At 38.9% G+C, this 25,060-nt stretch carries 35 protein-coding genes; 11 read left to right on the top strand and 24 right to left on the bottom strand.

Translation table 11 applies throughout. The annotated features are described in order from the left end of the window. Positions 1-292 precede the first annotated feature (292 nt). Entirely contained in the window at positions 293-925 is a 633-nt protein-coding gene (locus tag M3225_RS08455; protein ID WP_251392522.1) for a YitT family protein, read from the top strand. A 42-nt stretch (positions 926-967) separates the two neighbouring features. Here M3225_RS08455 and M3225_RS08450 read toward each other — a convergent pair whose 3' ends face one another. Beyond that, positions 968-1,966 (bottom strand): NADP-dependent oxidoreductase, encoded by a 999-nt coding sequence (locus M3225_RS08450; protein WP_251392520.1) that lies wholly within the window; start codon positions 1,964-1,966, stop codon positions 968-970. A gap of 128 nt (positions 1,967-2,094) precedes the next feature. On the opposite strand from M3225_RS08450, the gene M3225_RS08445 reads away from it, so the two are divergent. Both M3225_RS08445 and M3225_RS08440 read left to right on the top strand, forming a co-directional pair. Further along, positions 2,095-2,322, top strand: coding sequence for a hypothetical protein (locus tag M3225_RS08445; protein WP_251392519.1), 228 nt, complete (start codon positions 2,095-2,097; stop codon positions 2,320-2,322). Between the two features lie 221 nt (positions 2,323-2,543). After that, positions 2,544-3,023 carry a GyrI-like domain-containing protein gene (locus tag M3225_RS08440; protein ID WP_251392518.1) on the top strand — a complete coding sequence of 160 codons (480 nt, stop codon included), beginning with the start codon at positions 2,544-2,546 and terminating at the stop codon, positions 3,021-3,023. A 28-nt stretch (positions 3,024-3,051) separates the two neighbouring features. Here the strand turns inward: M3225_RS08440 and M3225_RS08435 are convergent, their stop codons facing one another. Together M3225_RS08435 and M3225_RS29480 are read right to left on the bottom strand one after the other, a co-directional pair. Then, positions 3,052-3,525 (bottom strand): hypothetical protein, encoded by a 474-nt coding sequence (locus M3225_RS08435; protein ID WP_251392517.1) that lies wholly within the window; start codon positions 3,523-3,525, stop codon positions 3,052-3,054. Between the two features lie 98 nt (positions 3,526-3,623). Next, positions 3,624-3,749 carry a hypothetical protein gene (locus tag M3225_RS29480; RefSeq protein ID WP_285885329.1) on the bottom strand — a complete coding sequence of 42 codons (126 nt, stop codon included), beginning with the start codon at positions 3,747-3,749 and terminating at the stop codon, positions 3,624-3,626. Positions 3,750-4,052: 303 nt separating this feature from the next. Here M3225_RS29480 and M3225_RS08430 point away from each other — a divergent pair, with 303 nt between their 5' ends. Further along, positions 4,053-4,937, top strand: a complete 885-nt coding sequence (locus M3225_RS08430; protein WP_074895024.1) for a YitT family protein — start codon at positions 4,053-4,055, stop codon at positions 4,935-4,937. Positions 4,938-4,974: 37 nt separating this feature from the next. Here the strand turns inward: M3225_RS08430 and M3225_RS08425 are convergent, their stop codons facing one another. The 9 genes from M3225_RS08425 to M3225_RS08385 all read right to left on the bottom strand — a co-directional run bounded on the left by M3225_RS08425 (position 4,975) and on the right by M3225_RS08385 (position 10,166). Then, positions 4,975-5,733, bottom strand: coding sequence for a cytochrome c oxidase assembly protein (locus M3225_RS08425; protein WP_251392515.1), 759 nt, complete (start codon positions 5,731-5,733; stop codon positions 4,975-4,977). Further along, the gene (locus M3225_RS08420) at positions 5,726-6,208 is read right to left on the bottom strand and encodes a DUF2243 domain-containing protein (RefSeq protein WP_251392513.1); all 483 of its coding nucleotides are present in this window, start codon (positions 6,206-6,208) and stop codon (positions 5,726-5,728) included. The genes M3225_RS08425 and M3225_RS08420 overlap by 8 nt, the downstream gene beginning before the upstream one ends. An 819-nt stretch (positions 6,209-7,027) precedes the next feature. Beyond that, positions 7,028-7,438 (bottom strand): disulfide oxidoreductase, encoded by a 411-nt coding sequence (locus M3225_RS08415; RefSeq protein ID WP_251392511.1) that lies wholly within the window; start codon positions 7,436-7,438, stop codon positions 7,028-7,030. Then, the gene (locus M3225_RS08410) at positions 7,438-8,145 is read right to left on the bottom strand and encodes a DsbA family protein (RefSeq protein ID WP_251392509.1); all 708 of its coding nucleotides are present in this window, start codon (positions 8,143-8,145) and stop codon (positions 7,438-7,440) included. The genes M3225_RS08415 and M3225_RS08410 overlap by 1 nt, the downstream gene beginning before the upstream one ends. A gap of 28 nt (positions 8,146-8,173) precedes the next feature. Next, positions 8,174-9,025 carry a M56 family metallopeptidase gene (locus M3225_RS08405; RefSeq protein WP_251392507.1) on the bottom strand — a complete coding sequence of 284 codons (852 nt, stop codon included), beginning with the start codon at positions 9,023-9,025 and terminating at the stop codon, positions 8,174-8,176. Positions 9,026-9,028: 3 nt separating this feature from the next. After that, complete coding sequence (locus tag M3225_RS08400; RefSeq protein ID WP_251392505.1) at positions 9,029-9,442, bottom strand: BlaI/MecI/CopY family transcriptional regulator; 414 nt, start codon at positions 9,440-9,442, stop codon at positions 9,029-9,031. A gap of 84 nt (positions 9,443-9,526) precedes the next feature. Beyond that, positions 9,527-9,664, bottom strand: coding sequence for a YvrJ family protein (locus tag M3225_RS08395; RefSeq protein ID WP_129710525.1), 138 nt, complete (start codon positions 9,662-9,664; stop codon positions 9,527-9,529). A gap of 55 nt (positions 9,665-9,719) precedes the next feature. Continuing rightward, positions 9,720-9,932 carry a DUF2922 domain-containing protein gene (locus M3225_RS08390; protein ID WP_251392504.1) on the bottom strand — a complete coding sequence of 71 codons (213 nt, stop codon included), beginning with the start codon at positions 9,930-9,932 and terminating at the stop codon, positions 9,720-9,722. 15 nt (positions 9,933-9,947) lie between these two features. Next, positions 9,948-10,166, bottom strand: a complete 219-nt coding sequence (locus tag M3225_RS08385; protein ID WP_129710526.1) for a DUF1659 domain-containing protein — start codon at positions 10,164-10,166, stop codon at positions 9,948-9,950. 118 nt (positions 10,167-10,284) lie between these two features. Here M3225_RS08385 and M3225_RS08380 point away from each other — a divergent pair, with 118 nt between their 5' ends. Further along, on the top strand, positions 10,285-10,728 hold the full coding sequence (locus tag M3225_RS08380; protein WP_251392503.1) for a hypothetical protein: 444 nt from the start codon (positions 10,285-10,287) through the stop codon (positions 10,726-10,728). A gap of 38 nt (positions 10,729-10,766) precedes the next feature. On the opposite strand, the gene M3225_RS08375 is transcribed toward M3225_RS08380, so the two are convergent. Both M3225_RS08375 and M3225_RS08370 read right to left on the bottom strand, forming a co-directional pair. Then, positions 10,767-10,913, bottom strand: a complete 147-nt coding sequence (locus tag M3225_RS08375; RefSeq protein WP_013057870.1) for a hypothetical protein — start codon at positions 10,911-10,913, stop codon at positions 10,767-10,769. Positions 10,914-11,070: 157 nt separating this feature from the next. Next, on the bottom strand, positions 11,071-12,393 hold the full coding sequence (locus tag M3225_RS08370) for an AlbA family DNA-binding domain-containing protein (protein ID WP_251392502.1): 1,323 nt from the start codon (positions 12,391-12,393) through the stop codon (positions 11,071-11,073). 146 nt (positions 12,394-12,539) lie between these two features. Here M3225_RS08370 and M3225_RS08365 point away from each other — a divergent pair, with 146 nt between their 5' ends. Continuing rightward, positions 12,540-13,094 carry an HAD-IIIA family hydrolase gene (locus M3225_RS08365; RefSeq protein WP_251392501.1) on the top strand — a complete coding sequence of 185 codons (555 nt, stop codon included), beginning with the start codon at positions 12,540-12,542 and terminating at the stop codon, positions 13,092-13,094. Here M3225_RS08365 and M3225_RS08360 read toward each other — a convergent pair. Beyond that, positions 13,045-13,620: a poly-gamma-glutamate hydrolase family protein gene (locus M3225_RS08360; RefSeq protein ID WP_251392500.1), complete on the bottom strand. Its 576-nt coding sequence runs from the start codon at positions 13,618-13,620 to the stop codon at positions 13,045-13,047. The genes M3225_RS08365 and M3225_RS08360 overlap by 50 nt on opposite strands. A 227-nt stretch (positions 13,621-13,847) precedes the next feature. Between M3225_RS08360 and M3225_RS08355 the strand changes: the two genes are divergently transcribed. Further along, on the top strand, positions 13,848-14,381 hold the full coding sequence (locus M3225_RS08355; protein ID WP_251392498.1) for a TetR/AcrR family transcriptional regulator: 534 nt from the start codon (positions 13,848-13,850) through the stop codon (positions 14,379-14,381). Further along, complete coding sequence (locus tag M3225_RS08350) at positions 14,378-14,704, top strand: DMT family transporter (RefSeq protein WP_251392497.1); 327 nt, start codon at positions 14,378-14,380, stop codon at positions 14,702-14,704. The genes M3225_RS08355 and M3225_RS08350 overlap by 4 nt, the downstream gene beginning before the upstream one ends. 96 nt (positions 14,705-14,800) lie before the next feature. On the opposite strand, the gene M3225_RS08345 is transcribed toward M3225_RS08350, so the two are convergent. Beyond that, positions 14,801-16,378 carry a peptide chain release factor 3 gene (locus tag M3225_RS08345; RefSeq protein WP_013057876.1) on the bottom strand — a complete coding sequence of 526 codons (1,578 nt, stop codon included), beginning with the start codon at positions 16,376-16,378 and terminating at the stop codon, positions 14,801-14,803. A gap of 243 nt (positions 16,379-16,621) precedes the next feature. Then, positions 16,622-16,819, bottom strand: a complete 198-nt coding sequence (gene cspD / locus M3225_RS08340) for a cold-shock protein CspD (RefSeq protein ID WP_013057877.1) — start codon at positions 16,817-16,819, stop codon at positions 16,622-16,624. A 327-nt stretch (positions 16,820-17,146) separates the two neighbouring features. Between cspD and M3225_RS08335 the strand changes: the two genes are divergently transcribed. Next, positions 17,147-17,869, top strand: coding sequence for a DUF421 domain-containing protein (locus tag M3225_RS08335; RefSeq protein ID WP_251392495.1), 723 nt, complete (start codon positions 17,147-17,149; stop codon positions 17,867-17,869). Positions 17,870-17,897: 28 nt separating this feature from the next. Here M3225_RS08335 and M3225_RS08330 read toward each other — a convergent pair whose 3' ends face one another. The 3 genes from M3225_RS08330 to M3225_RS08320 form a co-directional block, all read right to left on the bottom strand. Then, a complete protein-coding gene (locus tag M3225_RS08330; protein WP_251392492.1) occupies positions 17,898-18,077 on the bottom strand; it encodes a hypothetical protein in 180 nt (59 codons plus the stop codon). A gap of 131 nt (positions 18,078-18,208) precedes the next feature. Beyond that, on the bottom strand, positions 18,209-19,696 hold the full coding sequence (locus tag M3225_RS08325) for a hypothetical protein (protein ID WP_251392491.1): 1,488 nt from the start codon (positions 19,694-19,696) through the stop codon (positions 18,209-18,211). A gap of 92 nt (positions 19,697-19,788) precedes the next feature. Continuing rightward, a complete protein-coding gene (locus tag M3225_RS08320; protein WP_016764823.1) occupies positions 19,789-19,965 on the bottom strand; it encodes a hypothetical protein in 177 nt (58 codons plus the stop codon). A 266-nt stretch (positions 19,966-20,231) separates the two neighbouring features. On the opposite strand from M3225_RS08320, the gene M3225_RS08315 reads away from it, so the two are divergent. Continuing rightward, positions 20,232-20,846, top strand: a complete 615-nt coding sequence (locus tag M3225_RS08315) for an NAD(P)-dependent oxidoreductase (protein ID WP_251392488.1) — start codon at positions 20,232-20,234, stop codon at positions 20,844-20,846. A gap of 22 nt (positions 20,847-20,868) precedes the next feature. After that, a complete protein-coding gene (locus tag M3225_RS08310; protein WP_251392486.1) occupies positions 20,869-21,117 on the top strand; it encodes a hypothetical protein in 249 nt (82 codons plus the stop codon). Positions 21,118-21,970: 853 nt separating this feature from the next. Here M3225_RS08310 and M3225_RS08305 read toward each other — a convergent pair. The 4 genes from M3225_RS08305 to M3225_RS08290 form a co-directional block, all read right to left on the bottom strand. Further along, on the bottom strand, positions 21,971-22,111 hold the full coding sequence (locus M3225_RS08305; protein WP_251392483.1) for a hypothetical protein: 141 nt from the start codon (positions 22,109-22,111) through the stop codon (positions 21,971-21,973). Between the two features lie 258 nt (positions 22,112-22,369). Continuing rightward, positions 22,370-23,224, bottom strand: a complete 855-nt coding sequence (locus tag M3225_RS08300) for a manganese catalase family protein (protein WP_251392481.1) — start codon at positions 23,222-23,224, stop codon at positions 22,370-22,372. 103 nt (positions 23,225-23,327) lie between these two features. Further along, on the bottom strand, positions 23,328-23,840 hold the full coding sequence (locus M3225_RS08295; RefSeq protein WP_251392480.1) for a DUF3231 family protein: 513 nt from the start codon (positions 23,838-23,840) through the stop codon (positions 23,328-23,330). Between the two features lie 185 nt (positions 23,841-24,025). Further along, positions 24,026-24,868, bottom strand: a complete 843-nt coding sequence (locus M3225_RS08290) for a manganese catalase family protein (protein ID WP_251392478.1) — start codon at positions 24,866-24,868, stop codon at positions 24,026-24,028. Positions 24,869-25,060: the final 192 nt, after the last annotated feature.

Here is a 25,060-nt window from a genome sequence, read left to right as displayed (position 1 = left end):
TGATATTTCCTCCCTTTTTTTAACCATTATCCAAATATTTGTTTATACATTATCCAAAATCCGTTTTTCTCATTCTTTCTTTTTAATCTTTTTTTAAAAACATATTGGTTTATCAATCATTCGCTCTAAAGGAACTTAATAAATCTGAATTATCTAACTATTTATCTTGTGTTAGATTCTCTTACAAAAGTGCTTTTTTTTGAAAAGATATATAGTAAAATAGATTTTGTGAATTAAAAGACGGTGTTTTCTATCGAAAGTATTGTATAAATATACAAAAGGGGATGGAGATATGAATCACGTAAAACAATGGGGATGGATTACCTTTGGCTGTTTATGCGTTGCCATCGGTATTCAATTTTTAACCGCTTCTAACCTCGTTATTGGCGGAACAGCAGGTCTTGGAATTGTCCTGCAACATTTAACCGGTATTTCGTTTGGGGTGTTGTTCTTTATTATCAATTTACCATTTTATTTTATGGCTCTTACGCAAATTGGACTTCAATTTACGATAAAAAGTTTCATCAGCGTTAGCCTGATGTCAGTGATGTCCGATTTATTAGCTGCCAACTTTTCATTTGTGCTTCCGCATCCGCTTGTAGCTGCGGTTGTGGGCGGCATTATTGTCGGCATTGGACTGATCTTTTTGTTTCGCCACGGTTCTTCTCTTGGCGGAATCAACATGCTATGCGTGTTTCTTGATAAACGACTTGGCATTAATCCAGGTAAAACAATGCTTTTGACAGATGTGTTAATTGTCGGCTCTGCAACAGTAGTATTTGGCGTAGTTCAAGTTCTTTATTCGTTAATTGGCATCTTCATCATGACAGGACTGCTTGGACGCTATCACAAACGCTCGCCAATCGAACGAACTGGTGAACATATTGAAGAAGAAGCTAAACAACAAACGGCTTCAACAATGTAAAGGAAACCGTGCGGGAATGATCCCGCACGGTTTCCTTTACGCTTATTCTGCTACTTTTACAAGCTGTTTTCCTAAGTTTACTCCTTCAAATAAACCAAGGAACGCTTCAGGTACATTTTCAAAACCTTCTACAACGTTTTCGCTGTACTTGATTTTTCCTTGCTGCACCCATTCGCCTAACTGCTTAATGCCTTCAGGGAATTTGTCTGCATAGTCTGCTACGATAAAGCCTTTCATTAACGCACTGTTAATTAACAAAGGCGTTTGAACACGTGGTCCAACATCTTGTTTTTCTAAGTTATACAGTGAAATTTGGCCGCAAAGCGGAATGCGCGCAAATTTATTTAATAAGCTAACAACTGCATCTGAAATCTCTCCGCCGACGTTTTCAAAGTAAACATCAACACCATTAGGACACGCTTTTTCTAACGCTTCTTTCACATTACCTTTTTTATAATTAAGCACCTCATCAAATCCGAGCTCATCTTTTAAATAAGCAATTTTATCTTCAGAACCTGCAATGCCGACAACACGTGCACCTTTAATTTTGGCGATTTGACCAACAACAGATCCAACAGCACCTGCTGCACCGGAAACGACCACAGTTTCGCCTTCTTTTGGCTGACCGATTTCAAGCAATCCAAAGTAAGCAGTGAGACCTGGCATACCAAGAACGCCGATAGCCGTTGTGATTGGCGCTAGCTCTGGATCAACCTTCTGTAAGTTTTTTGCTTCTGCCGCTGAATAGCGTTTCCAAGGAAGCATTCCCGTCACGATATCGCCTTCTTTAAAGCGATCTGATTTTGATTCCGTTACGCGCGCTACAATGCCGCCTGCAAGCGGTGCGTTTAGCTCAAATGGAGGAACATATGATTTTGTATCGTTCATGCGTCCTCTCATATACGGATCAACAGAAAGGTAAAGTGTTTGAACAATTACCTCCCCTTCTTTCGCTGCAGGCATCTCAATTTTTTCGTATTTAAACGTATCTTTTGTTGGCATTCCCTTTGGGCGTTCTGCTAATAAAATTTGTTCATTCATCGATATCGCTCCTTTTTATTTCTCTGTTTTCTGTAAAATGTGCTAAACTTACTTCTGTTATTTTAAAATATATATTGTGCACAACGCAAAAAATATGATTGTGCAATAACACCAAAGGAGAAAGAAACATGGAGCTAATTCGCTGTAAAGAAGATGTTGTTAAAAAACTGAACGAGTTTGTTGAAGTAAACCCCCCTGTCATTTTGTTTAAAAAGGGCAATATGTATCCGATTAAAATGGATATCAACTACAACTGGATTGCCACGGATGAACAAGGTCATGAGCATATTGTCGCTTCAAGCACAAAACATGTGCAGGACGACTACTGGTTTAGCTACCATTTTGACTTATACTAAGAAGTTTCCCGGATTTACTCTTCGTAAACGTTATATAAATAAAGTGTTGCATCAGCAAAAACAGCGCACGAATTCCTGCGCTGTTTTTATGTAACAATCGGAGTATCTCAAGCATGTGTTTGAAGCTTTGCTCATGTTCCATTTTCTGCATCGATATCTACTTAAGATTATGTTACAATCACGGTAAAGTAATTTATAATTGATAGAATAAGAGCTAGAGCTTGAAAAATTCGAGGTGGATTATGCAAGGTAAAGTTGTATATAAAGAAGGATTTTCAGTGATAGGCATAGCAAAAAACGGAGAGTATCAAAAAGAGAATCTTTTGAAGCAAATACTTAAAGAAAAAGAAATGATTACTTCTTCAAAAGAACCTCATATGGTTACAGGCATTTGCATGGCTCCGAAAAAAGAAAATTATTTTTATATTGCAGGGACAGAAGTAGCCGATACAGCTTGTATTCCAAAAGGTATGAGCGTTCATACGTTTCCTTCATTCACATACTTGCAGTTCAAACACACAGGTCCCATTACATCGCTTAAGTCGACGTATAGCAGCATCTGGAATGAATGGCTGCCGAACTCTTCTTGCAGCATGATTGAAGGTCCTGCTCTTGAAATTGTAAATACAGCTATACACAGTAATTTATATAGTGATACATATGAAATGGATATTTATATTCCTATAAAACTTGGACAATAAAAAAGGTGAACTTGCGTTCACCTTTTTACTATTTTTGCAGCTGTTTATATAAATAATAAAGGGTAAAAACGCACTCTGGATGACGCTCTTTATGGTTAAAAAAGCCATGGGGAAACATAAGTGAAAGATTCCCTTTTTCAATTCCGGTCACATACTTGTTTTCCATAAGCGGATATTCTTTTACCACCCAGCGCGCTTCGTCAATAGTAGACGTAACCACTTCACCAAAGTATACGCCCATACACTCTTCGAATTCTTCTTTTGTCATCGAAAAATAGTCAAAGCAATTGCTGTCTTCTAAATCATAGTAAAGAAGCTCTAATATTTTCAAACTTTCATCTGTAAAATCAACGGCAAACTCATCTACCGCTTTGCTTATTTCATGAATTTGATTCATGCACTGTTCGCGCACTTGATGATAGTAATAGCTAGCTTCAAACTGATGTTCACACGTTACTAACGATTCTCCGTATGATGCTGTTAGATCATGATGCTTGCTCATGCTGACACCTCCACACTAAGCTTATGGAGCAAGTATAACATTAACCAAGCAGCTATCGATCATCTTCCATTAACAACCTATCCGTGGCAATATTAGGTTCACTTTTTGCTCATTATTCTGCCGTACACAAATCCTCCGCTAACAAGAAGAATACCGCTAATTAATACGCTGCTTAAAAAGATTTGCGAATGCATCAAGTAGTTATACATCATCCACACATTCATTTCGTCATCTCCTTTTGGCCTTTTTTAACTAGTATCCCCGAATTTCTTACCACACATGCCGGCGTTTTCATCGTTTTTTCATCAAACTTCTATATAGTTAAAGCTGTGAAGCCAACCATACTTTTTTTCATCGTTTTACTCCTTAAAAAGCCTGCTTATGACTCTAAAGCAGGCTTTTTTATATGGTGAACCAAGTAATTAATGCGTCTATCCCCACTAATTGTGCATAGTAAGGTATAATTAAAAGTGGTTTCACTTTTTTAAAGTGAGAAATACATATGAGACATCAAAGGAGACATGCAAATGACAGAACTCGAAAAAGCGAAAATTCAGCACCGAAAGCTGTCCAAGGGACAAGTATTTGGAAGGGCCATTGCCATTGCGATCGGTGCGCTGCTCATGGCCACAGGACTTGAAATTTTTCTTGTTCCAAACCACGTTGTCGACGGAGGAATTACTGGTATTTCCATCATGCTTTCGCACCTTACTGGAGTAAATCTAGGAATCTTTCTTTTTGTACTAAATCTTCCGTTTGTATTTATCGGGTACAAGCAAATGGGGAAAACATTTGCCCTTTCCACTATTTTTGGCATACTAGTTGTATCCATCTTAACTTCTATGTTTCATGAAGTCCCCGCGTTTACCGCAGACGTTCTTCTTGCTACCGTTTTTGGAGGAATTATTCTCGGAATTGGAATTGGACTCGTAATTCGCTACGGCGGAGCGCTTGACGGTACGGAGATACTTGCCATTTTAATCAGCAAAAAAATTCCGTTTTCTGTAGGAGAAATTGTAATGTTTTTCAACTTCTTCATTTTAGGAGCAGCGGGATTTGTGTTCACGTGGGACCGCGCCATGTATTCCATCCTTGCTTATATCATTGCAGCTAAAGCCATTGATACAGTTGTAGAAGGATTGGAAGAATCAAAATCAGCTTGGATTATTAGTGAATATTCCGACGAAATTGGCGATGCGATTAATGCGCGTCTAGGTCGAGGCGTTACCTATTTGCACGGTGAAGGTGCTTATACGGGCGATGATAAAAAAGTGATTTTCTGCATCATTACGCGTCTTGAAGAATCAAAGCTAAAAACCATTGTTGAAGATTTTGACCCTACTGCCTTTTTAGCCGTTGCAGATATTACCGAAGTCCGCGGCGGACGCTTTAAAAAACGAAACATTCACTAAAAAATGCGCAGAAAGCATCATGCTTTCTGCGCATTTTTTATGTAAGAGATACTTTTTGAACCCGCTTAAACCACTCATAACAAAGAAGCACAATTAAACATAAGTCGATTAAATCGCCTCCGTAATACATTAGCATAGCCCCTTGCTTCGCTTGTTCCGCCGAGACGTGCATGGGCGGGTGAACGTACACATATTTTGATAAAATACCGTGAGCAGCAAGAGCAATAATCAATACGAAAGCCCGGTGCGTAAAACTTTTTTGATGCGGCGAAGGATCGATTGAAATCATCGATACGGTAAATAAATAGCCTGCTAAAAATACGTGAATATGTACAGCGACATGCACGAAAAAAGAATGATGCATCATGCCATACATACTCGTTGTATAAAGAACCCAAAGTCCTCCTATGTTAAGAACAGAAGCCGTCACCGGACTGCTGATGAACCGAACAAACCGTCCTTTTAAAAGTTTGGAAACTTCTCTGGCTGCGCGAACCGGAAGCGTGCGAAGCAATAGCGTAAGAGGTGCTCCTAACGCCATTAAAAACGGGGCTAGCATACCTAAAAGCAAATGCCCTGTCATATGCGCGGTAAAGTCCATATGAGCACGCGCTGCAAGCGGTCCTGCTACAGAAGATACGGCGCATAAAATACCAAGGGTCCAGCAGGCCGTCCTGTATAATGACCATCTTCTATATGTTGCATTCGAAGACGCTACAGCCCACATGTATAAAAAAAAGGCAGCGGCAAAAGGCAGCGCTAATAAAAGCTGAGATAATACTTCATATTTAGTCATGGTGTGCACCTTGTTTACGTGTAAACCATGTTAAAATGATGCCAATAAGCAGCATCAAACATGCAAGCACATTCCACGTAATGTCGTAAGGTACAATCTTCACTCCGTATCGGATTTGATGAAGTCCCATAAGCTTATGCTGCACGGTGCCGTCATAAAGCTGAAACGCCCCGGCTCCAAGCAATACTCCTCCTATCCATCTTTTTACCCACCAGCCGCGCCGGCGCCTTAGATCTGCTACCATAAAAAGTGATGCGATTGTAGCAAACCAGCTGAATGCGTGAAACAAACCGTCTGACACTAAACCAGCGGCCGTTGTGGACTTATCATAAAAGTGGTGCCAATGAAGCAGCTGATGAAACACTGCTTCATCAATAAAAGCAACTAATCCTACGCCAAACAAAAAGCCTGACCAGCTATTTCGAGTGCGGTGAGCCATGCGCTGATTCGTAGTTGCTTCGCTTTTCTTTTCCATATATATACCTCCCTGCCAGTTCTTCAAGTTTATATCGATTCTAATGAACGTATACCCTATTAAAGAGAAATGAATCTATAATATGGAAAAATAGGAGCTATATCCTAATATCGTTTTCATTATCTTTTCACTATAAAGGTATACGATAGTACTTGCGAAGCCAATTAGCATATTTTTTTCATAGTTTTACTCCCTTTCTAATGACCTGTTTCCCCAAAGCAGGTCTTTTTTATATCTAGTTTCCCTTTTCACCATTTTTTCACCATAAAGGTATACGATAGTACTTGCGAAGCCAATTAGCATATTTTTTTCATAGTTTTACTCCCTTTCTAATGACCTGTTTCCCCAAAGCAGGTCTTTTTTATATCTAGTTTCTCTTTTCACCATTTTTTCACCATAAAGGTATACGATAGTACTTGCGAAGCCAATTAGCATATTTTTTTCATAGTTTTACTCCTTTTTGAAGACCTGCTTCCCCAGAGCAGGTCTTTTTTTGTTTTTCTAAAAGCTTCCATCTTTTCACCGTTTTTTCACTTTTCTTTTGTATACTGAGTTTGTCAAAGCAATTTCATCATTTTTCATAAATGACCCCTATTTATTCCCCGCTTTTTGTGAGCGGGGCTTTTTTTATGGCAAAAGCTTATTTTTTTCTTACCTTTTTTAAAAAAGCTTCTCTCTTTTCACCGTTTTTTCACTTTTCTTTTATATACTGTTCTTGTCAAAACAATTTCATCATTTTTCATAGATGTACCCTATTTGCACCCGCTTCTTGTAAGCGGGACTTTTTTTGTCTCCATACAAAAAAGCTTAACCCGAAGGTTAAGCTTTTTTCGCCTGCTTGCGAAGAACAAGCATCATAATCGTAATGATTGTAAAAGCAATAAATGCTAAAAAAGGAATCGTGATAAATCCAAGCCAGTTAATATATTGACCTGAGCAAGGAACACCGCTTGTACACGTTTCAAATGCTTTAAGAGCCGGTATCTTCTGCAGGCAATAATGATAGCCTGAAAGCGCCATACCAATCACAGAAAACGGCAGGACGTATTTGTAGATGAACGTATCATGTCGATACACGGCTACACCTAGCACAATCGCGAGCGGATACATTAAAATTCGCTGATACCAGCAAAGTTCACACGGGATAAAGTGAAGAACTTCACTAAACGTCAAGCTTCCAAGCATCGCGATAAGCGCTGTAATCCACCCGAAAACCAAAGACTTGTTCATTATTTGTTCTCCTTAGCCGCATCTTTGACCATTTGATCAAAGTCATCGATTGTTTTGCCTTCGAATTTTTTGCCGCCTACATAAATTGTTGGTGTACCCGTGATGCCTAAGTCATTGGCTGCCTTCATGTCTTGATCAAACGCATCTTTTCCTTTTCCATCTTTAAATGCACTCGCTACTTTTTTCGCATCGGCATCGCTAGATACTTCTTTCAGCGTATCTTCTAAGTAAGATTCCGTTAAGACATCTTTCTTTTCATCCGCTGCGTTTTGCTTTTTATAAAGAAGTTCATGGAATTTCCAGAATGTATCGTTTCCAAGCTCTTTGTATACTGTCTCGGCAAACTCTGCTGCACGAGATGAGTCATTGTTGATAAACGCATAGTTCATGAAGTAGAACTTCACTTTACCTGTATCTACATAATCTTTTTGAATCAGCGGGAAAAAGGATTCCGTGAAGTTTTTACAAGCCGGGCATTTATAATCTCCAAACTCTACCACTTCTACCGGGGCTGACTCTTTTCCAAGATACGGCTGGTTATCATATGTAAGGGCGGCCTTTTCATCTCCTCCGCCCTTTGACATATTAGAAAGGACGATTAATCCTAAAATACAGACCGCAATAATTCCAATCACCCAAAAAAGCCACTTGCTCGAGGACGTTTGCTGATTGGGGGTTACTTTTTTCTTTTTCTTTGCTTTTGACACAATCTCATCTCCTTCTTTTCTTTCTCTCTTACAAAGCTGTTAGAGCTGTAAAAATTAGCGCACATAAAATAAAAAACACGTATAGCGACGTCAGCGTTAAAACAACAGGAGGCTGCATCGGCATTTTCGTTTCCGGATTTAAAATATATTGAATGCGATAATTAACGGACGTATCAGCAAACGATACGTGCGCACATGAAAAACTTGTCTGTCCGGTTTTTACCATTTTTAAAAGTGCGCTGCCAATGTGAGCGGGCGTGCCATTTTTCACAATGGCATCTTGATCAGCCAGCACTTCACGCATTACTTTGAAGCGTTTATGGCTCCATTTAATAAACGGAATATACCATAGTCCAGAGGCAAGCGTGCTTAGTATAAACGTTTTGAGCGGATCTTTGTTTGCAACATGTGACTGCTCGTGGTAAATAACAGCTTCTAGTTCATTTTCATCAAGCACCGACAGCAATCCTGTAGACAGGACGATGTGCGGTGTAAACAACCCCATTGTTAATGCAATGGGCTGATCGGTTGTTAAGACCGTTAAATCTTTTCCGTACGCTTTTTGTAGGTCAGCGGTTGTTGTCTCATTTCGTAGCTTCGTAATCATTTTACGGACTTTCCGCATTTGAAACACTTGCTTTACAGCTTTAATGAACAGTACAAACATCGTATGAAAAACAACCGCATTCAGCATGTATTCAATAAAAAACAAGCCGAAAAAGTGGGCTACTTTATTACAAAGTAAAATCAAGTTAAACGATAAATTCCATCCGAACAGCAAATGCAGCACATACATGCCCATTTGCATAAGCAACGTCACGGCAATAAAAAAGCACAGGTTAAAAATAAGCTTAGAACGCTTTAGTATTCCTTGATTCATTGATTATTCATCCTTTTTTAACTGTTTGACTTTTGATTCGAGCATGCTTAATAGTGAATCATCCACTTCTTCTAACGCATCAAGCATATGAGTAACAGCTAGCGAGCCAAATTCATCGATCAATTCGTGCGTTAACTCTTTCGACTGAGTATCGATAAATTCCTCTTTAGAAAGAATTGGATGATACATGGATGTACGTCCTTTTAAATGCTTTTGCAACACGCCTTTTTCCACCAATCGATTCATGACTGTCATAACGGTGTTGAAGTTAACTGCTTTTTCTTTCTCTAGCACGTGCTGTACGTCTTTAATGGACATTTCATTTCCATTCCATAAAGCCGTCATAATTTTTGCTTCAAGCGGGCCAAAAAAGCGATTAAGGCCAGTTTCATTAAATTTGAATTTTTCAATTTTCATATTTGACACCTCACACTACCAATTGTAGTGTGAGGTGTCAAATCCGTCAACTTTTCGATTACAACTGCCTTACAATTGTCATAATCACTTTTTTACTTCCTCGGTTAAATGCTGAATGGACAGCACAACTGTATCAAGCTTGGCTTCAATGCGGTGGAGTAAATAAAGTGTCACCACCACTGGAAAACCAACGTCTGACACAAGCGTAAACCACTCTGTCATCTTCCTCTCTCCTTTTAAAAAAGCCCTTCGCACCGAAGTGGAAGGACTTTGATTTTTAAACCGTAAACTCGATTACATTTCGCTCAACGATTTGAGCGCCTTTTCTTGCAACGAGCGCTCCGCCGCTTGAAGTAAAGACATCGCTTGTGATCAGCGCGTTCATTGCTGCTGCAATGGCTGCTGCGTCTAACGTATCTTTTGGTGATTCAATCGATAAACTTACCGCTTTTTGTGACTCATTTAAAAACTGCATCGTTAAAGTTTTCATAATCTACCTCTTTTCTTATTTTAAAAGTGAAAACGTGACAACTTCGTTGATTTCAACAAGCGGCAGCGACTGCAGGCTGGCAATGGTTTCACTCGCTGTAACGAGCGCATCTGCAGAACTTCCAGGCTGAATGTTCATATAGGATTTTGTCTTCAAATCGGGTTTTCCATCCTCTTTTATTCCTTGTTCTAATACTAAGCGAAGCTGGCTTGAATGCTGAATTTTTTCTGCCATCTTTTATTCCCCCTTTCACTTTATATATAGAATTTGAAATAGGAAAGAGGGATGATGGAAACATAAAAATTTTTGGTTTATAATGGGAGATAGACTGAGTTAGAAAGAGGCTTTTGTAATGAGAAAGTGGAGCTTTTTATTTTTTGTTCTAGCATTCATGCATCCAGCTTCAGCACTTGCTGATGATGGTGCACATGAAAAAAAGCTTGGTCCGTTTTACTACACGGTTTCTCATGATTATAGTCGAGAAAAATGGGATGTAGGGGTGTTACATCAACAAGACAAAACGAACATTCCTGAGACTGATTTGAACGACGAAACGCTAAAGCTGTTTCAACGTACGGTTGATGATTTAGCAGACCTCGCGATTCAATTTGCTGCTATGAGCGTACTTCTTGTATGTTCACTCGTTGTCTTTACGTACTTTCGCATTCAAAAAAAACGCCCTTTTCTCCGCTTGTTTTTTGTTTTTTCAAGCGTTGGCTTTCTATTTTGCGTCTATACATCATTAGAGTTATTTAAAAAAACTGAACAAGCAAAATCTTTATTTTACTTACTATGACTTGAAACCCAAAAAAACCAGCCAATAGGCTGGTTTTTTCATGCATTTCTTACGGTTATGTACTTCTGTTCATACGTCATTTCTTCCGTTTGCTTTTGCTGCTCCAAATGGTAATAAGCAGCGCATACTCCTCCTAATCCAGCCAGTGCTAGGACAATTAGAAGTATGGATGTCGCTTTTTTCATTACTTTTTCTCCCCTTATGTTTAACCCTACCTAGCAACAGCATCCGTAAAAAAGAGTCCCCTTTCTCTTCTTCACTTGCTCATTACTTACGAAAGATATTATCATACTTTTTTTCACTTTTGTCATTTTTTTAGTGATTGTCAAAAAATTGTATATTTCATCCTTGATTTAATGAGTGTTTAAGAAAATCAATTGACTGGTTTTTTGAAAGTCCAAACGCTGTTACAATGTAATCCACATAGGCAAGGAGCTCCACATTCCCTCCTAATTTCGTCGTTTTAAATGATCGATTAAATCGATACTGCTTTTTATCTGAAAAGACGAGCCCTTCTTCTTCTAAAAATGCTTGAAATTGCTGATGCGGAAAGTAAAGCACATCGTTTCGAACGTTCTCTAAATCAATCACAATAATCATATCTTCAAGCTCTGCTTTTAATTCCATCATACAATCGATGTATCCGCCGATGCAGCTGACTAAAGATGTGAGAAAAAAAGGTCCGTTTATATATTGAAACTGCTCGAAAATCGTCTCATCGATGTAGCTTGAAATACTTGACTTCAGTACGTCATGAATTTGTTTTGATTCTTCCATATAGGGAATAGGAATGTGAAACTTAGCCGACCCGTTATAAAACTGCTCCCACGCAATCGTTTTATCATATGCATCAATTACATCTGTACTTCGAAAAATGATGGATTCCGCTGAATAAGAGGCTTTAACAAACGGTGTATGCAGCATCACCGTGCTCTCGTCATCCAAACGATAGTATTTTGGTTCACTAGACTTGCTTAAAATATATTGCTTTAACCGTTCTTCTTCCATTTGTTCAACTAAATGCAAATCATATAGTGGCAGCACGTACATGTTACACATCCCGTAATGAATATAGCTTTTTCCATGCATCGGCCATTTTCTGTTATAGATAGACAGTTCTTTTGTGCAGAATTCCTCTAATCGCTGCGTTTGATCCTCCGATTTTTGATAGAGCCGATCTAAATGATAGCGATCATCGATTTCCGTAACGGGTGATGTGCCGCTTCCAATTCTTCTGTAAATTTTCCCATAAGACATATAAGGAGGGTTCGGACCTTCGGGAATCCAAATAACAAAAACACCTTGCTGAGGATGATCTTCAGGTGATAAAAAACGCGTAACGATACGAGGAATTGGATTGGTAACATCTTTAAGCATATTATTAATAAACAGCTCGTATTCCTTGCGCTCAAGCAGGTTAATGGAATGGTCGTCTTCATCTATGCCAAAAATAAGCCACCCTCCTTTTTCATTGGCAAACGAAGCGATGATATTTGGGATTTTCCGTTTGACCGTTGAGCTCACTTCTCGTTTGAACTCAAGCTGATAGCCTTCTTCTAAATGTTTTTCCATCATTTCCTGCACATCTGAAAACTCAATTTCTCCAATTGTTTTTTTCTTTCCGTCTTCGCTTATAAATGGTGAATAAAACGATTCTTCGTTCACTTGTCTTCCCCTCCTCACCACTTCTATTTAACTTATCCATATGATGAGAAGTAAAAAGACAGTCATACTTCTTTTATTTTTTTCAAAAAAACATTTTTTCCAAATTCATCTTGTTTTATATTATGATAGAGCAAGAGGTGGATTATATGATTGAAGCGATATTTTTAGACCGAGATGGAACGATTGGCGGTAGTAATAAAATTGAATATCCAGGAGATTTCCAGCTATTTCCCCAAGCAAAGCAAGCGATTAGAGAAATAAAGAAACAAAACATTCCGCTGTTTTCCTTTACAAATCAGCCCGATATTGCAAAAGGAAAGGTAAAGAAATCACAGTTTATCTCTGAGCTTTTAGCGTTTGGGTTTGATGATGTTTACCTTTGTCCTCATGAAGATTCGGACGGATGTTCATGCCGCAAACCTAAGCCTGACATGCTGTTAAAAGCAGCCGCGGAGCACAGCTTAAATTTAGCCAACTGTATCTTAATTGGCGACCACTGGAAAGACCTCGTAGCAGCTAGTGCAGCAGGAGCTCAGTGTATTTTAGTGTTAACAGGCGCTGGGCACGACACGTTAAATGAACGAGAAAAATGGGCTGATGTACAAACAGCCTTTATTGCATCCAATATACAGGAAGCTGTTGAATTTATCTTTACATCACTGATTCCACAGCCGATACTACCGCATTCACATACTCGTTAAACAACTGATTATTTTGTAATAATTGTTCATATTGAGGAGTGGTTATTTCAAGTTGCAGCCCTTTGTGGCGCTGATTGCTGTTGGCGATATTTCGAGGTGAAACGCCTTTTAAATGTACGGGCGTTTCACTGATCGGAAAACCTGAGAGTGCTTGACGCGCCGCTTTTTCTAACTCTTCGTCTCTTCCTCCGATATAAGTCGTGCAGGCGTCGCTATAGGCACCGTGAAGAGAGAGCGTGACCGCTGATTTTTTAACGAGATGACGCGCCATTTCTTCATCGTAGTTTGCAGACGTAACATGTAATTCAAACGGATTTTCTGTTTTCAGCGTTTTAAATACGTACACCGTTGCGTTCAGCTTTTCTGCTATTTTTTCCGCTACTTCTTCTGTTCCAATTTCCATCGTTCCTCCGTGAATAGCAAGCACGACAATTTCCCTCCGGCGAATGACACATTCTATTTCGTAATCAATTCCCGCTCGTTCGCACTGAGATAGCTCTTGAAAACTTTGATACACATCCCTCATCTGTTTCTTCACACCTTTCTTTTATCTTTCAATACCCAGGCTTTATTTTTTCTTTTTCTTCATATAGTAAAAGGATAAACCCTTTATTTAATCGTTTATTCTTGTTTTTATACTTTATATTTTAGTGTGCGCAAAAATTTTTTTTGAAATTCGAAATAAAAGTATTGCCAAACAAACCGTCCAGACGGTAAAGTATTCTAGGGAAAATCAAAAAGGAGGAAATTCATGTGTCTACATTTGATGATATATTGCTTGCAGCTACGCAGGTTGTACAGCGTGACGGCGTTGGAAATTTAACGCTTGAAAAAGTAGCAAAAGAAGCCGGTGTCAGTAAAGGCGGTTTGTTGTATCACTTCTCTTCAAAAGATGAATTGATTAAACAAATGCTGTATTCAGTCACAAAACAATATGATGACGGACTAAACGTACAAATTGAACATGACGATGCTCCTGGCAAATGGAGCCGGGCTTATCTCGCTGAGACGCTTCATGATCTGCAGCGTGAACAAGTGATGAGCGCGGGGTTACTTGCAGGTATTGCAACCAATCCTGAACTCCTACAGCACTTTCAAAAACACTACGAAAAGTGGCAGCAGCATATTGAACAAGATGACATTGATCCAGTCCTCGCTACCATTGTGCGCTTAGCAGCTGACGGATTATGGTTCAGTCAAATGTTTGGGCTCGCACCCGTGGATCCAGACATGCAAAAACAGATTCAACAACAACTTCGCAAATTAACAGAGGAGGGTTTTCGATGAAAGCCTATTTATTTTTAGCGATTGCAATTGGTTCAGAATTATTTGGTACATCTATGTTAAAAGCATCAAACGGATTTACAAAATTTTGGCCTAGTCTTGGTGTTTTATTAGGATTTGGTCTTGCTTTCTATGCGCTTTCCACATCGCTTCAGCACATTCCACTCAGCGTTGCGTATGCCATTTGGTCTGGCGTAGGAACTGCTGTGACAGCTGTGATTGGTGTAGTCATTTGGAAAGAAAGCGGCAGTCTTACGATGGTATTTGGCATCGTATTAATCATTGCAGGAGTCATTCTTTTAAATTTAAAATCAGTGGCTCACTAAAAAAAGAGCCAGTAAATACTGACTCTTAAGCAAAGGAGGAAAATCGACTGTCTACTTATGAAAGTAGTATGTATCGTTTTCCTTTTTTATACTCTTTTATAGATTAAACGGATCTAGGAATTTAACAGATGGATATTTGTCCTGGAACAAACGCCATACAAAATCGTTTTCAAACATAAGAACGGAATGCTTATCACGATCTTCTACTAGCATCACGCGAGAATCTAGCATGCGATCTTCAATTGTTGATTTGTCTACCCATTTTGCAATGTTATGAGACATGCGCGTGAATTCAAGATCTACATTGTACTCACCTTTCATACGATGTTCAAACACTTGGAACTGAAGTTCACCAACTGCTCCTAAAATATAATCTCCAAAGAACGGCGTACGGTAAAGCTGTACGGCTCCTTCTTGTACAAGCTGATTAATTCCTTTTTCAAAGTGCTTGGATTTCATTGCATTTTTCGCACGAACTTTTACAAATAGTTCAGGGGGGAACTTTGGAAGAGCATCAAATTCGAATACTTTTCCTTCTCCTACAATTGTATCACCAATTTGATACGTGCCTGAATCGTATAAACCAATGATATCTCCAGGATACGCCGTGTCTACTGTTTCACGGCTTGATGCCAAGAATTGATGAGACTGCGCTAGCTTCATTTTACGGTTTGTTCTTGCTAACGTCACGTTCATTCCACGCTCGAATTTTCCTGAACATACGCGTACGAACGCAATACGGTCGCGGTGAGCTGGGTTCATGTTCGCTTGAATTTTAAAGATGAAACCTGAAAAGTTTTCATCCGTAGGCTGAACGGTGCCATTAGTTGATTCACGAGGCTGAGGCGGTGATGTTAATTGTAAAAATGAGTTAAAGAAAGACTGTACACCAAAGTTTGCAATCGCACTTCCGAAGAAAACAGGTGTTAATAGTCCTTGCTTTACTTTTTCAATTGAAAAATCATTACCTGCTTCGTCTAATAAAGATAAATCATCCACTAAGCCTGGTAAATACATTTCATCGACGTGTTTTTTAATTTCATCGTCGATATTTTCACCGTCAAAGTCTGCAAAATATGACTCTTTGTTTCCTTGATATACTTCAATTTGTTTTGAAAAACGGTCATACGTTCCTTGGAATCGTTTCCCCATGCCAATTGGCCACGTTACAGGGTATGATTCAATACCAAGTACATCTTCAATTTCTTCAAGCAGCTCAAGCGGCTCTTTTCCTTCACGGTCTAATTTATTGATAAACGTTAGGATGGGAATACCGCGCATACGACAAACTTTAAAAAGCTTAAGCGTTTGTGCTTCAATCCCTTTTGTTCCATCAATAACCATGACCGCACTATCTACAGCCGTTAAGGTACGATACGTATCTTCACTGAAGTCTTCATGTCCTGGTGTATCCAAGATGTTAATAAAGTGATCTTTATACTCAAACTGCATAACACTCGACGTAACCGAAATTCCACGTTGTTTTTCGATTTCCATCCAGTCAGATGTAGCAAACTTGCCTGATTTTTTTCCTTTCACCGTTCCGGCTGAACGAATCATTCCGCCAAGTAACAGCATTTTTTCTGTTAACGTTGTTTTCCCGGCATCCGGGTGAGAAATAATGGCGAATGTACGACGCGAATCGACCATCGTTTCTTGAAGTTGGTTGCTCATACGTTTTAAAATCCTTTCTGCTCTACAATTCCTATTTTCATCATTTCATTATACGCTTTTTTTATACTGCGTGACTAGTTTTTTTCATATTTGAATACTTCTACAAAATCAAAGAAATCGTCAACAAGGTGTAAAAAGCGAACAAGAAAAGACCCCTTTTATAAAAGGGGCCTTCTCCCAATTTAGTTTAACGAACGACCGGCGAAACGTTCCACTGATCGATGTTTCACTTTATAAAAAAAATTACTTTTGAACGTTAGCAGCTTGTGGTCCACGGTTGCCTTCAACGATTTCAAATGTAACTTCTTGACCTTCTTCTAAAGTTTTGAAACCTTCGCCTTGGATAGCAGAGAAGTGAACGAATACATCGTCTTGTCCTTCTACTTCGATGAAACCGAAACCTTTTTCAGCGTTGAACCATTTTACTTTACCTTGTAACATATCTCTTTTCCTCCTTGTGTGACAATCCACACATTGTGTATTACTCTATTCCTGCTCTTAAAATAAGTCAAGACGAACACTTCGAACTATCCTTACCGAACAAAAATAAGCACCTTTATTGTAACAAATCCTCCAAAAAATTTCAAAGGAATTTGCACATTCTTTTTGTTTGCTTCTACCCCTTACCTACAGCCTTTCTACCCCTTTTTAAGCAGCCGAATGTGAACGCATTATCCACACTTCTTCTTGATGTTTTTTCTTGTATAACGATCCTTTAAATGGATAACGCTATAGAGATAGATACTCTTTCTATTTATGAGAAAGCAGGTGACATCACAAGCTATGGAAGACATTCTCACGTCTCTTCTTAGAACCTTTGTTTCTTTTATTATCTTAAGTATTACAACTTTTCTGATCGGAAAACAAATTAACACGCATAATAATCATTTTACGTTTGCAATGTCCATTATTATTGGGTCGTTTATCGCAAATATGGGATTTGATTTAAAATTAAAATTTCTGCCGATGTTTGCTTCGTTTGCTTTTCTTGTGGCCACTCATTTTCTTTTAGCATCAACAGCTCTAAAAAGCAGACGCTTACGAAAATGGATTACAGGGCGCCCGACGGTTATTATAGAAAAAGGAAAGCTTCTTGAAGCAAATATGAAAAAAGTCAAATATTCTATTGATGACTTGAATCAGCATCTACGAGAACTAGGGACGTTCAACATTGCTGAAGTAGAATTTGCCGTTTTAGAAGTAAGCGGAAAACTGTCGGTATTAAAAAAAACAGCTTATCAAAACATTGCCAAACAGGACGTTTTGTCTAAGCCGTTCAAAGAAATGAATTTACCGGTAGAACTCATCATGGACGGAGAAATCATTCGTAAAAATTTAACGTCTCAATATACCGAACAGTGGATTAACCTTGAGCTTTCAAATCGTCAGCTTCAGTTGAACCAAGTACTGTATGCAGTTGTGTCAACAAACGGCATGCTCTATGTAGATGAGTATACAGATCAGCTGTCCGCTCCTACAGACAGAGAATGAGATTGAGACATAATTAAATCAATCCCATCTAAAGACGAACAAATGGGATACATGAGCTAGTATGGATTACTTTTAACACCGCTGTTGATTTCCGTGCAAGACTTCGCTTTCCGCGGGCGGCCGATGAGCCTCCTCGTCGCTTACGCTCCTGCAGGGTCTCACCTATTCCGCTTTTCCCGCAGGAGTCTCCGCCTTGCCCTCCAATCAACAGCTAGAAGCCACTACATACATGAAACCTACGTTCACCATACCAATGAAAAAATCCGAACGAGTTGGATTCTCAATCAAGAATCAAACTCGTTCAGATCTTCCTTCAACTAAAATATTTTTGTCCCAGCCTCACTGTGCCACCTCTTCAATGGTTCCTTCTTTTAAGCCATAGTAATTTCGTTCAAATCGCTTTATTTCTTGATCATAGCGGCGTACTTTTGCATCAGCTAGCTGGCGGCTTTGTTTCGTTTCTTCAAGCAGCTCGACCTGCTGATTAATTTGAAAAATGGTCGTTGTCAGCTCGTCTTGATAATCATAAATTTCATTTTGAATATCTACGCATACGGGCAAGCGATTTGCTAAAATAAAGTCCGTCATTTGCATAAGCACTTTTTTACGCTCTACTTCTTTCACCTTGCTTTTGACGGCTCGTTCTGCAGAACGGAACGTCAGCCTTACTTTGGAGAAGAAGTCACCTTTAATCGAAAGCTTGCGCTGCAGTTCTTCTACATCTTGTTTTAATGATTCATGCTCTTCAATCATTTTTTGAAGCACAAGCCCTCCGTTTAACGATGTGAGCTCCATTTCATCAAGCTGATGGCGAATGGCTGTTTTGAGCGTTTCAATTTGCTTCACCGTCTTTTTCTCCGTAGCGTGGAGCTGCTTAACATACTGCTCTGTTTTATAAATAAAGTTGTCTAACCGTTCACGGTCAAACAGTGACTGCTCTTTCTTTTTCATATAATCTTGATACGCTGTGTGTACAGATGACCATTTGATCAGCAGAGACTGATAATTCAACAGCTCATCCTGATGCTCAAGCTTGTACGTCCACATCAGCTGCACAACTACTAATAACAGCGGTAAAAAAGTTCCAGCTTCTTTGCGTTTTGCAATAATTTCATGACTTTCAAAGCTTGCCATTAAAAACAGCGGCGCATTCATACTAAATAGCCGTGCTGGCGGATAATTTACGGGAATAAAGATACTCATTACGATTGCCATAAGGCCTGAAATAGCAGGGTATGCGTGCGGAGGAAGCTGTTTGTATAGCTCGATTGTCCCTTTTTTTTGCAGCAGTTTCACAAGTGCTTCCTGCTGATATTCTCCTAATGCATCAATCATTCTTTCCTGATACATGGGGGGGAGCTGTTCAATCCAATTCATCAGCTGCTGCTGAAACACAGCTTGCTGACGATTTGTAGCAATCATGTATTGCGAATCAATTAGATGAAAGAACAGTCGGATTTGATGGCGCATTACGTCTTCTAACGTATGACAGCGTGCAATTGAAAACAGCTCATTGTATTTAGATACAAGCAAATTTCCAATGTTATCGCTTAACTCGTACAGCTCGCCATTTGTTGTAGCATGAGAAAGAGGAAGTTCAAAAAACTTCGCCATTTCAAGCAAAATATGCAGATGCATGTCTACTTCAGGCTGTTTTTCAAGCAATTTCATTTCTTCTATCAATGATGCTTGAAAATCCGTATGCTCCGTTTGCTGATACTGCGCTGACATTTCCGTATAAATGCGGTGGTCACATAACACATAAGCAGCTCTTAGGATATCGCCTTTAGACGTAAGCAACCCATACAATAACTGTTGTCCGTTCATCTTCACACCGTCCTTCATTAAATTTTCTTACTATAGCTTTCTATCATTTTATACTTTTTCTATAAATTCGATGCAATAGTTCAAATTTCCTGTTATCTTTCTTCTTGCTTTCTTAATACAAAGAGTGCCGTCCAACATGACATCAGCGCAGGCGGAATGGTCCAAGTCATATATCGCCACTCACCCGTCACAAGCGCCATAATGAGAAAGATGAGCGGAAAACCTATTAGTACTATGATAACACGCGCTCGGCTTACCGATTTTTTCATAGTGCATCGCCCCTTCTGTTCGTCCCTTATTCCTATAATACCCTTTCGCTTCTATAACATTAAACACCTTTATAAACCGTTCGTACATTTCTTTGTTTTCTAGACAGTCTATGACATAAGTTTTAAAAAAGAACAGAGGATACCTCTTACTTTGGTGAATCTCGTAAGCAGCTTTTATGTTTTGACAAGCTAAATCGAGAAAAATGTGTTATGGTAAAAGAAAATTTCGTTTTTACTACCTACATTGAAACGAAAGGGTTGATCGTATGAACATTTTTTTGATTGGCGCAAGTGGCAGGACGGGACAGGAATTGATCAAGCAAGCGATTAAAAACGGACATTATGTAAAAGCTTTTGTTCGAAATCCAGCTAAGCTTAGGGTAACGCATGCGAACGTACACGTCATACAAGGCGACGTGCTTGATTATTATGAAGTGTGTCAGGCCATGCGAGGATGTGATGCAGTGATTTCTTGTCTTGGAACCGAAAATCTAGGGCATTCTACCCTTTTAGTAGAAACGACAAATCTGCTGATTCAATGTATGAACGAAAACGGAATTCAGCGTATCGCCTACACGGCTTCTGCCGGAATCGACGGAGAGATCCCAGGCATGACGGGCTGGCTTGCTCAGCGTATTTTAAAAAATGTGCTTCGCGATCATCACGAAGCCGTGAAGCTCTTGAAGATAAGCCGACTTGACTGGACCGTTGCTCGACCAATGGGGTTAACGAGCGGTCCATTAACCACGTATTATCGTATAGGAGAAGAAAGCATACCAGAAAACGGACGCAACATCAGCCGTGCTGACGTCGCTCATTTTCTGCTTCAAGCCGTGGAAAACAACGTGCATATAAAAAAATCACTAAGTCTTTCGTATTAAGTGTTCAAAAGGAGTGTTGATAGTGAACCTATCAAAAATTTTTCTAAAAATAAGTCTTGTACTTTTAATGGCATGCGTCTTTATTGAAGGTAATTTCCAGTTGGCACTTGGCATCTTTGCCGCTGTTTGCATGCTTGTCATTATTTTTGCCAAGCCTCTTTCAAAGTCTCTGCTGCCTGCTAATAAAAAAACTGGAAAAAAAGACCGCGAAACGTTAGTAATGATTATTGGTGTCATTGTTTTTATTTCAGGAAGCTTTTTTATTGCGTAGTAGTGTACATGCTTAAATCCACGTTTCCAACAATATAAAGAGCTGTGCTGTAAGTCGAATGTTCGACTTATGACACAGCCCTTTTTTGGTTTAATGAGGTCTCTTTTGGCAATAGCTTCTGGTCTTTTAATAAAACGCTTAAGGTGATAAGAAATTTCAGTGGAACATGTTGATAAAACCAAAATTTCTCGGTGTATTTTTGCTTGTCGTTTTTATGTACGCTCTTTGGGACTCACCTATACTAGGTATTTTCCCCGCAGGACATACGATTTTAACGGTTATATTATGTATTTTAGTATTCAGTATGATTCGTATTGGTCTAAAAGAAATCGCGGATAAAAAGTTGGAGTTGACCTACTACAAAGAAAATCCTACACCCTCATAGGAAATGTTCAGCTTGCGTTAAGCTACTCGTTTTACCTTTTTATTACCTTTATGTTTCATTTTGAAAATTGTTGTTACAAATTGTAAAAAACAGTATTCAAATTACCTGTACATGGTATGATAACCTCAATAACATGAAAGGGTGACTTGGTGGATGAACCTAACTGAAATTAAGCACATGATAGAAAATTTAGTAAATTATAGAGATAGCGACATTACTCATACTCTTGCCAATAGGTTTACACTAAGTTATTCAAAACAATTAAACAGTTTTCAAATCTGCGATATTGAAAACGATATCATTTTTCGTTATGAAAAACCAGAAACAACTGCGTTAGCTCTGTTTAACATGATCCATAATCTTTCTGAGACCATTTATAGACATACTAATTCGTTGGAACAAGTTTAAAGCGGGCAAAAAAGCTCATTTATTAAATAACATGAGCTTTTTTGCCGGTGTCTATATATTTTAGTTATTTATAACCTTCTTCAAAAGAAGAATATCCTTTTTAATTGCCCGTCTAATTTCTTCAACTTTACAACGTTTGTATTCTTGTACTAAGCGATAGAGGTCTCTTTTAAATAAAAATTCATCTTTTTGGTTACTCATAGCAGCATGCCCCTTATTAGCTTTCTATCACAAGCGATTAAAGAAAGTATTCCCTTTTCTTCTTGTAAAAAACAATTAAATTCATAAACTGATTTAGAAAAAGCACTTTATCCTGTGCTTACAGGAATGGCGAGATGTTCTTGCCTTTAGAGGAATGACAGCATTTAGCTGAGAAAGCATAAAAAAACATGGGCTACTAGTTCTCAGCCAATGTTTTTTTACTTTAGTTATGTTTAATTGAAATCGATTCACATACTTTTATGCATTCATGTCTCCTAAGCCTGGAGCATGCTCATTCGGCATTTCAGATAAATGAGGGACTGGAAAACCTTCCGGCGGAGGCGTTACGCTCAAGTCCCCGCCATTTCTGCTTGGCGTCTGCCCTTGGAATATTTCTCCCATTCGATGCGGATCTAACCTAAAATCAAATTGCGTGTTATGATACCCCATTTCAACAAATTTTCTGCATTCAGGGTATTTGTTAATATCATAATTTGGTACAGGAAAAAGCTTGCCCCAGTCTACGCCCAATGTTTCAAGAGCTTTTGCAAACGCATTTTGATGAGCATTATCTCGAACAATTAAGAAACCTAGCGTTTCTCTTAACGTCTGGTTAGAACTCATTTCATATATTCTTGTTTTTTGTAAAACACCAGTTGATTCTAATACAACGTTATTGAGCAAATCAGCCACTAGATTTCCATGATTATAAACCCATGAGCCGTTCCATGGATTCCCACCCGCATCCACTGGCAGTGAGCTTTGAGCTCCCATAATATAGTGGTGAGGATTAGCATGTTTTACAGCTTCATCAAGAGGAGCCTGATCTAAACCTTGACTTCCTACCCCAGCTCCGCCAGATTCATCTAACAATGCATTAATGGTATTTTGAACGAGTTCTACGTGAGCTATTTCTTCTAAAAAAACACCTTTCATCAAATCCCGATATTGCGTTTCTTTTCCTCTAAAGTTAGAGCTTTGAAAGAAATATTGCATCATCGTTCGCATTTCACCAAACTGACCCCCTAATGTTTCTTGCAGTACTTTCGCGGCTGCAGGATCGGGTTTATCCGGTTTAATGCCATTAATTAATCCTTCTTTGTAATAATACACGTGAAACACTCCTTTTATTTTGAAGCAAAAAAGGTATCCTCTACTAAGTAGAGGTACCTTTTTTATTTCCAATTTGCTTTTTGCAATTTATAAAAGCTATTTTTTAACAGTCCGTATTTTTTGATTTGTGAAGAGGTGGTGGAATCAGCCAGCCTTTTTCTTTATTAAGGCGTAAAAACTTACCCCCAAGAGCTACTTTCTGCATATGAATTTGGCTAAACATAGCTGCAATATCTTCACGAATAGATTGTCCAATCAATTGGCTGCAAGTTACGAGACCAGCAGCGATATCCATTGAGATTGCTGCTGCAACTTCTGGATCTTGAACACGTGCTCCTACTGGAATATCGTCTAAACATGCTTCTGGACGTTCAGGCGGAGTCGGCGGTAAAGCCACTCCATTTTCTTTTAACAATGTCTCTACACCTTTCATCTCTTGCTGACACTGCTCGATTGTTTCTTGGACTAACTTATGTAGATCTTTATCTCCTACATGATTTAAAAATGTTTGATAGCCAGCTACTAACCCTTTTGAGGCAGAAAGAAACGACCAAGTACCGAAAACTTCACCGTAGTGCATTGGTTCATCTGTAGGGTTTCCGCTTAAAATACCCATTTTTATCCTCCTTAAAATACTCATAATAGTGTGCCACCTTTCTAACATATGCACATAACTACTGTTTCCATATGCGGCTTTTTTATTCTAGATATTAAAAGATAATTTAATTAAAGCACGTGGATAACACTCTTTGTTATAAGCAAAAAAAGACCTCTCGAACATATCGAGGGCCTTCCTTTCTTTTATTTAGAGAAAGCTTTTTTACGAGTTAAATCATGATGTAGGGAAGTATCTGGAATTTCCGGATTGGGAACTTGTCCTTTTGCTACAGGATCTTTGATATATACATATTCACTGCTTCCGTCCGGGGCGCTTCCAGTAGCCCATGGTCCCTCTTCTGATTCAGTGCCTTCTGAGAGGTTCCAAAACTCATAAGCTTCTGGCTGTGATTCTTTTTCAGCCTCAGGAGGGAAAGATGCAGGAACAACTACTCCATTTTTTTCTTCGAGTTCGTTTATAGCTTCCATCCACTGATACTGATGATAGCGATCACGCGCTAGCATTTTTCTAAATGTCGCACGTACACCTTCATCTTTTGTCATATGGTATAACCTAGCTACTTGAAGTCTACCTTGGCTTTCTGCATGCAAGTTCGAACGCATGTCTGCTAATAAATTGCCACTTGCTACGATATATGAACCGTTCCATGGAACTCCATTTGAATTAGTAGGCAAACCACCAAGCCCGCTCACTAATAAGTGCTGAGGATTAATTCCTCCCATGATAGCTGCTGTTGCAGGATCTTTCGCAGCTTCCGCTTGATCTTCTGGAGAGGCTCCATCAAGTAATTGACTAATAAGTGAACAAAGCATCTCTACGTGTCCAATTTCCTCTGTACCTATATCCATCAGCATATCTTTATATTTTTCTTCTCCTCGACAGTTAAATCCTTGAAAGAGGTATTGCATCATTACTGTCATTTCACCGAATTGTCCACCTAGTACTTCTTGAATCTGGCGAGCAAGCATCGGATCCGGGCGATCTACTTTCACTTCAAATTGCAGTTCTTTTTGATGACGAAACATGTTAACTCCTCCTTTAATTTCCTTGTAGAAATTTGTTATTTCCTCTTTTTTTCGTTTCCCTCTTCCTATTTCAATTAATCACTAAATTTCTATTTTTTGTTACCCAGAAAGAAAATAGATAAAAAAACCTATTAAACCTGATTTAATAAGCACACAGACACTCAACGAGAAGGATAAAGTGCCTATATGCTA

It is taken from the genome of Priestia aryabhattai, assembly GCF_023715685.1.
GTDB classification, from domain to species: Bacteria; Bacillota; Bacilli; order Bacillales; family Bacillaceae_H; genus Priestia; species Priestia aryabhattai_B.
Note: the sequence above shows the minus strand (reverse complement) of the source record. Positions and strands in the feature narration are given on the sequence as shown.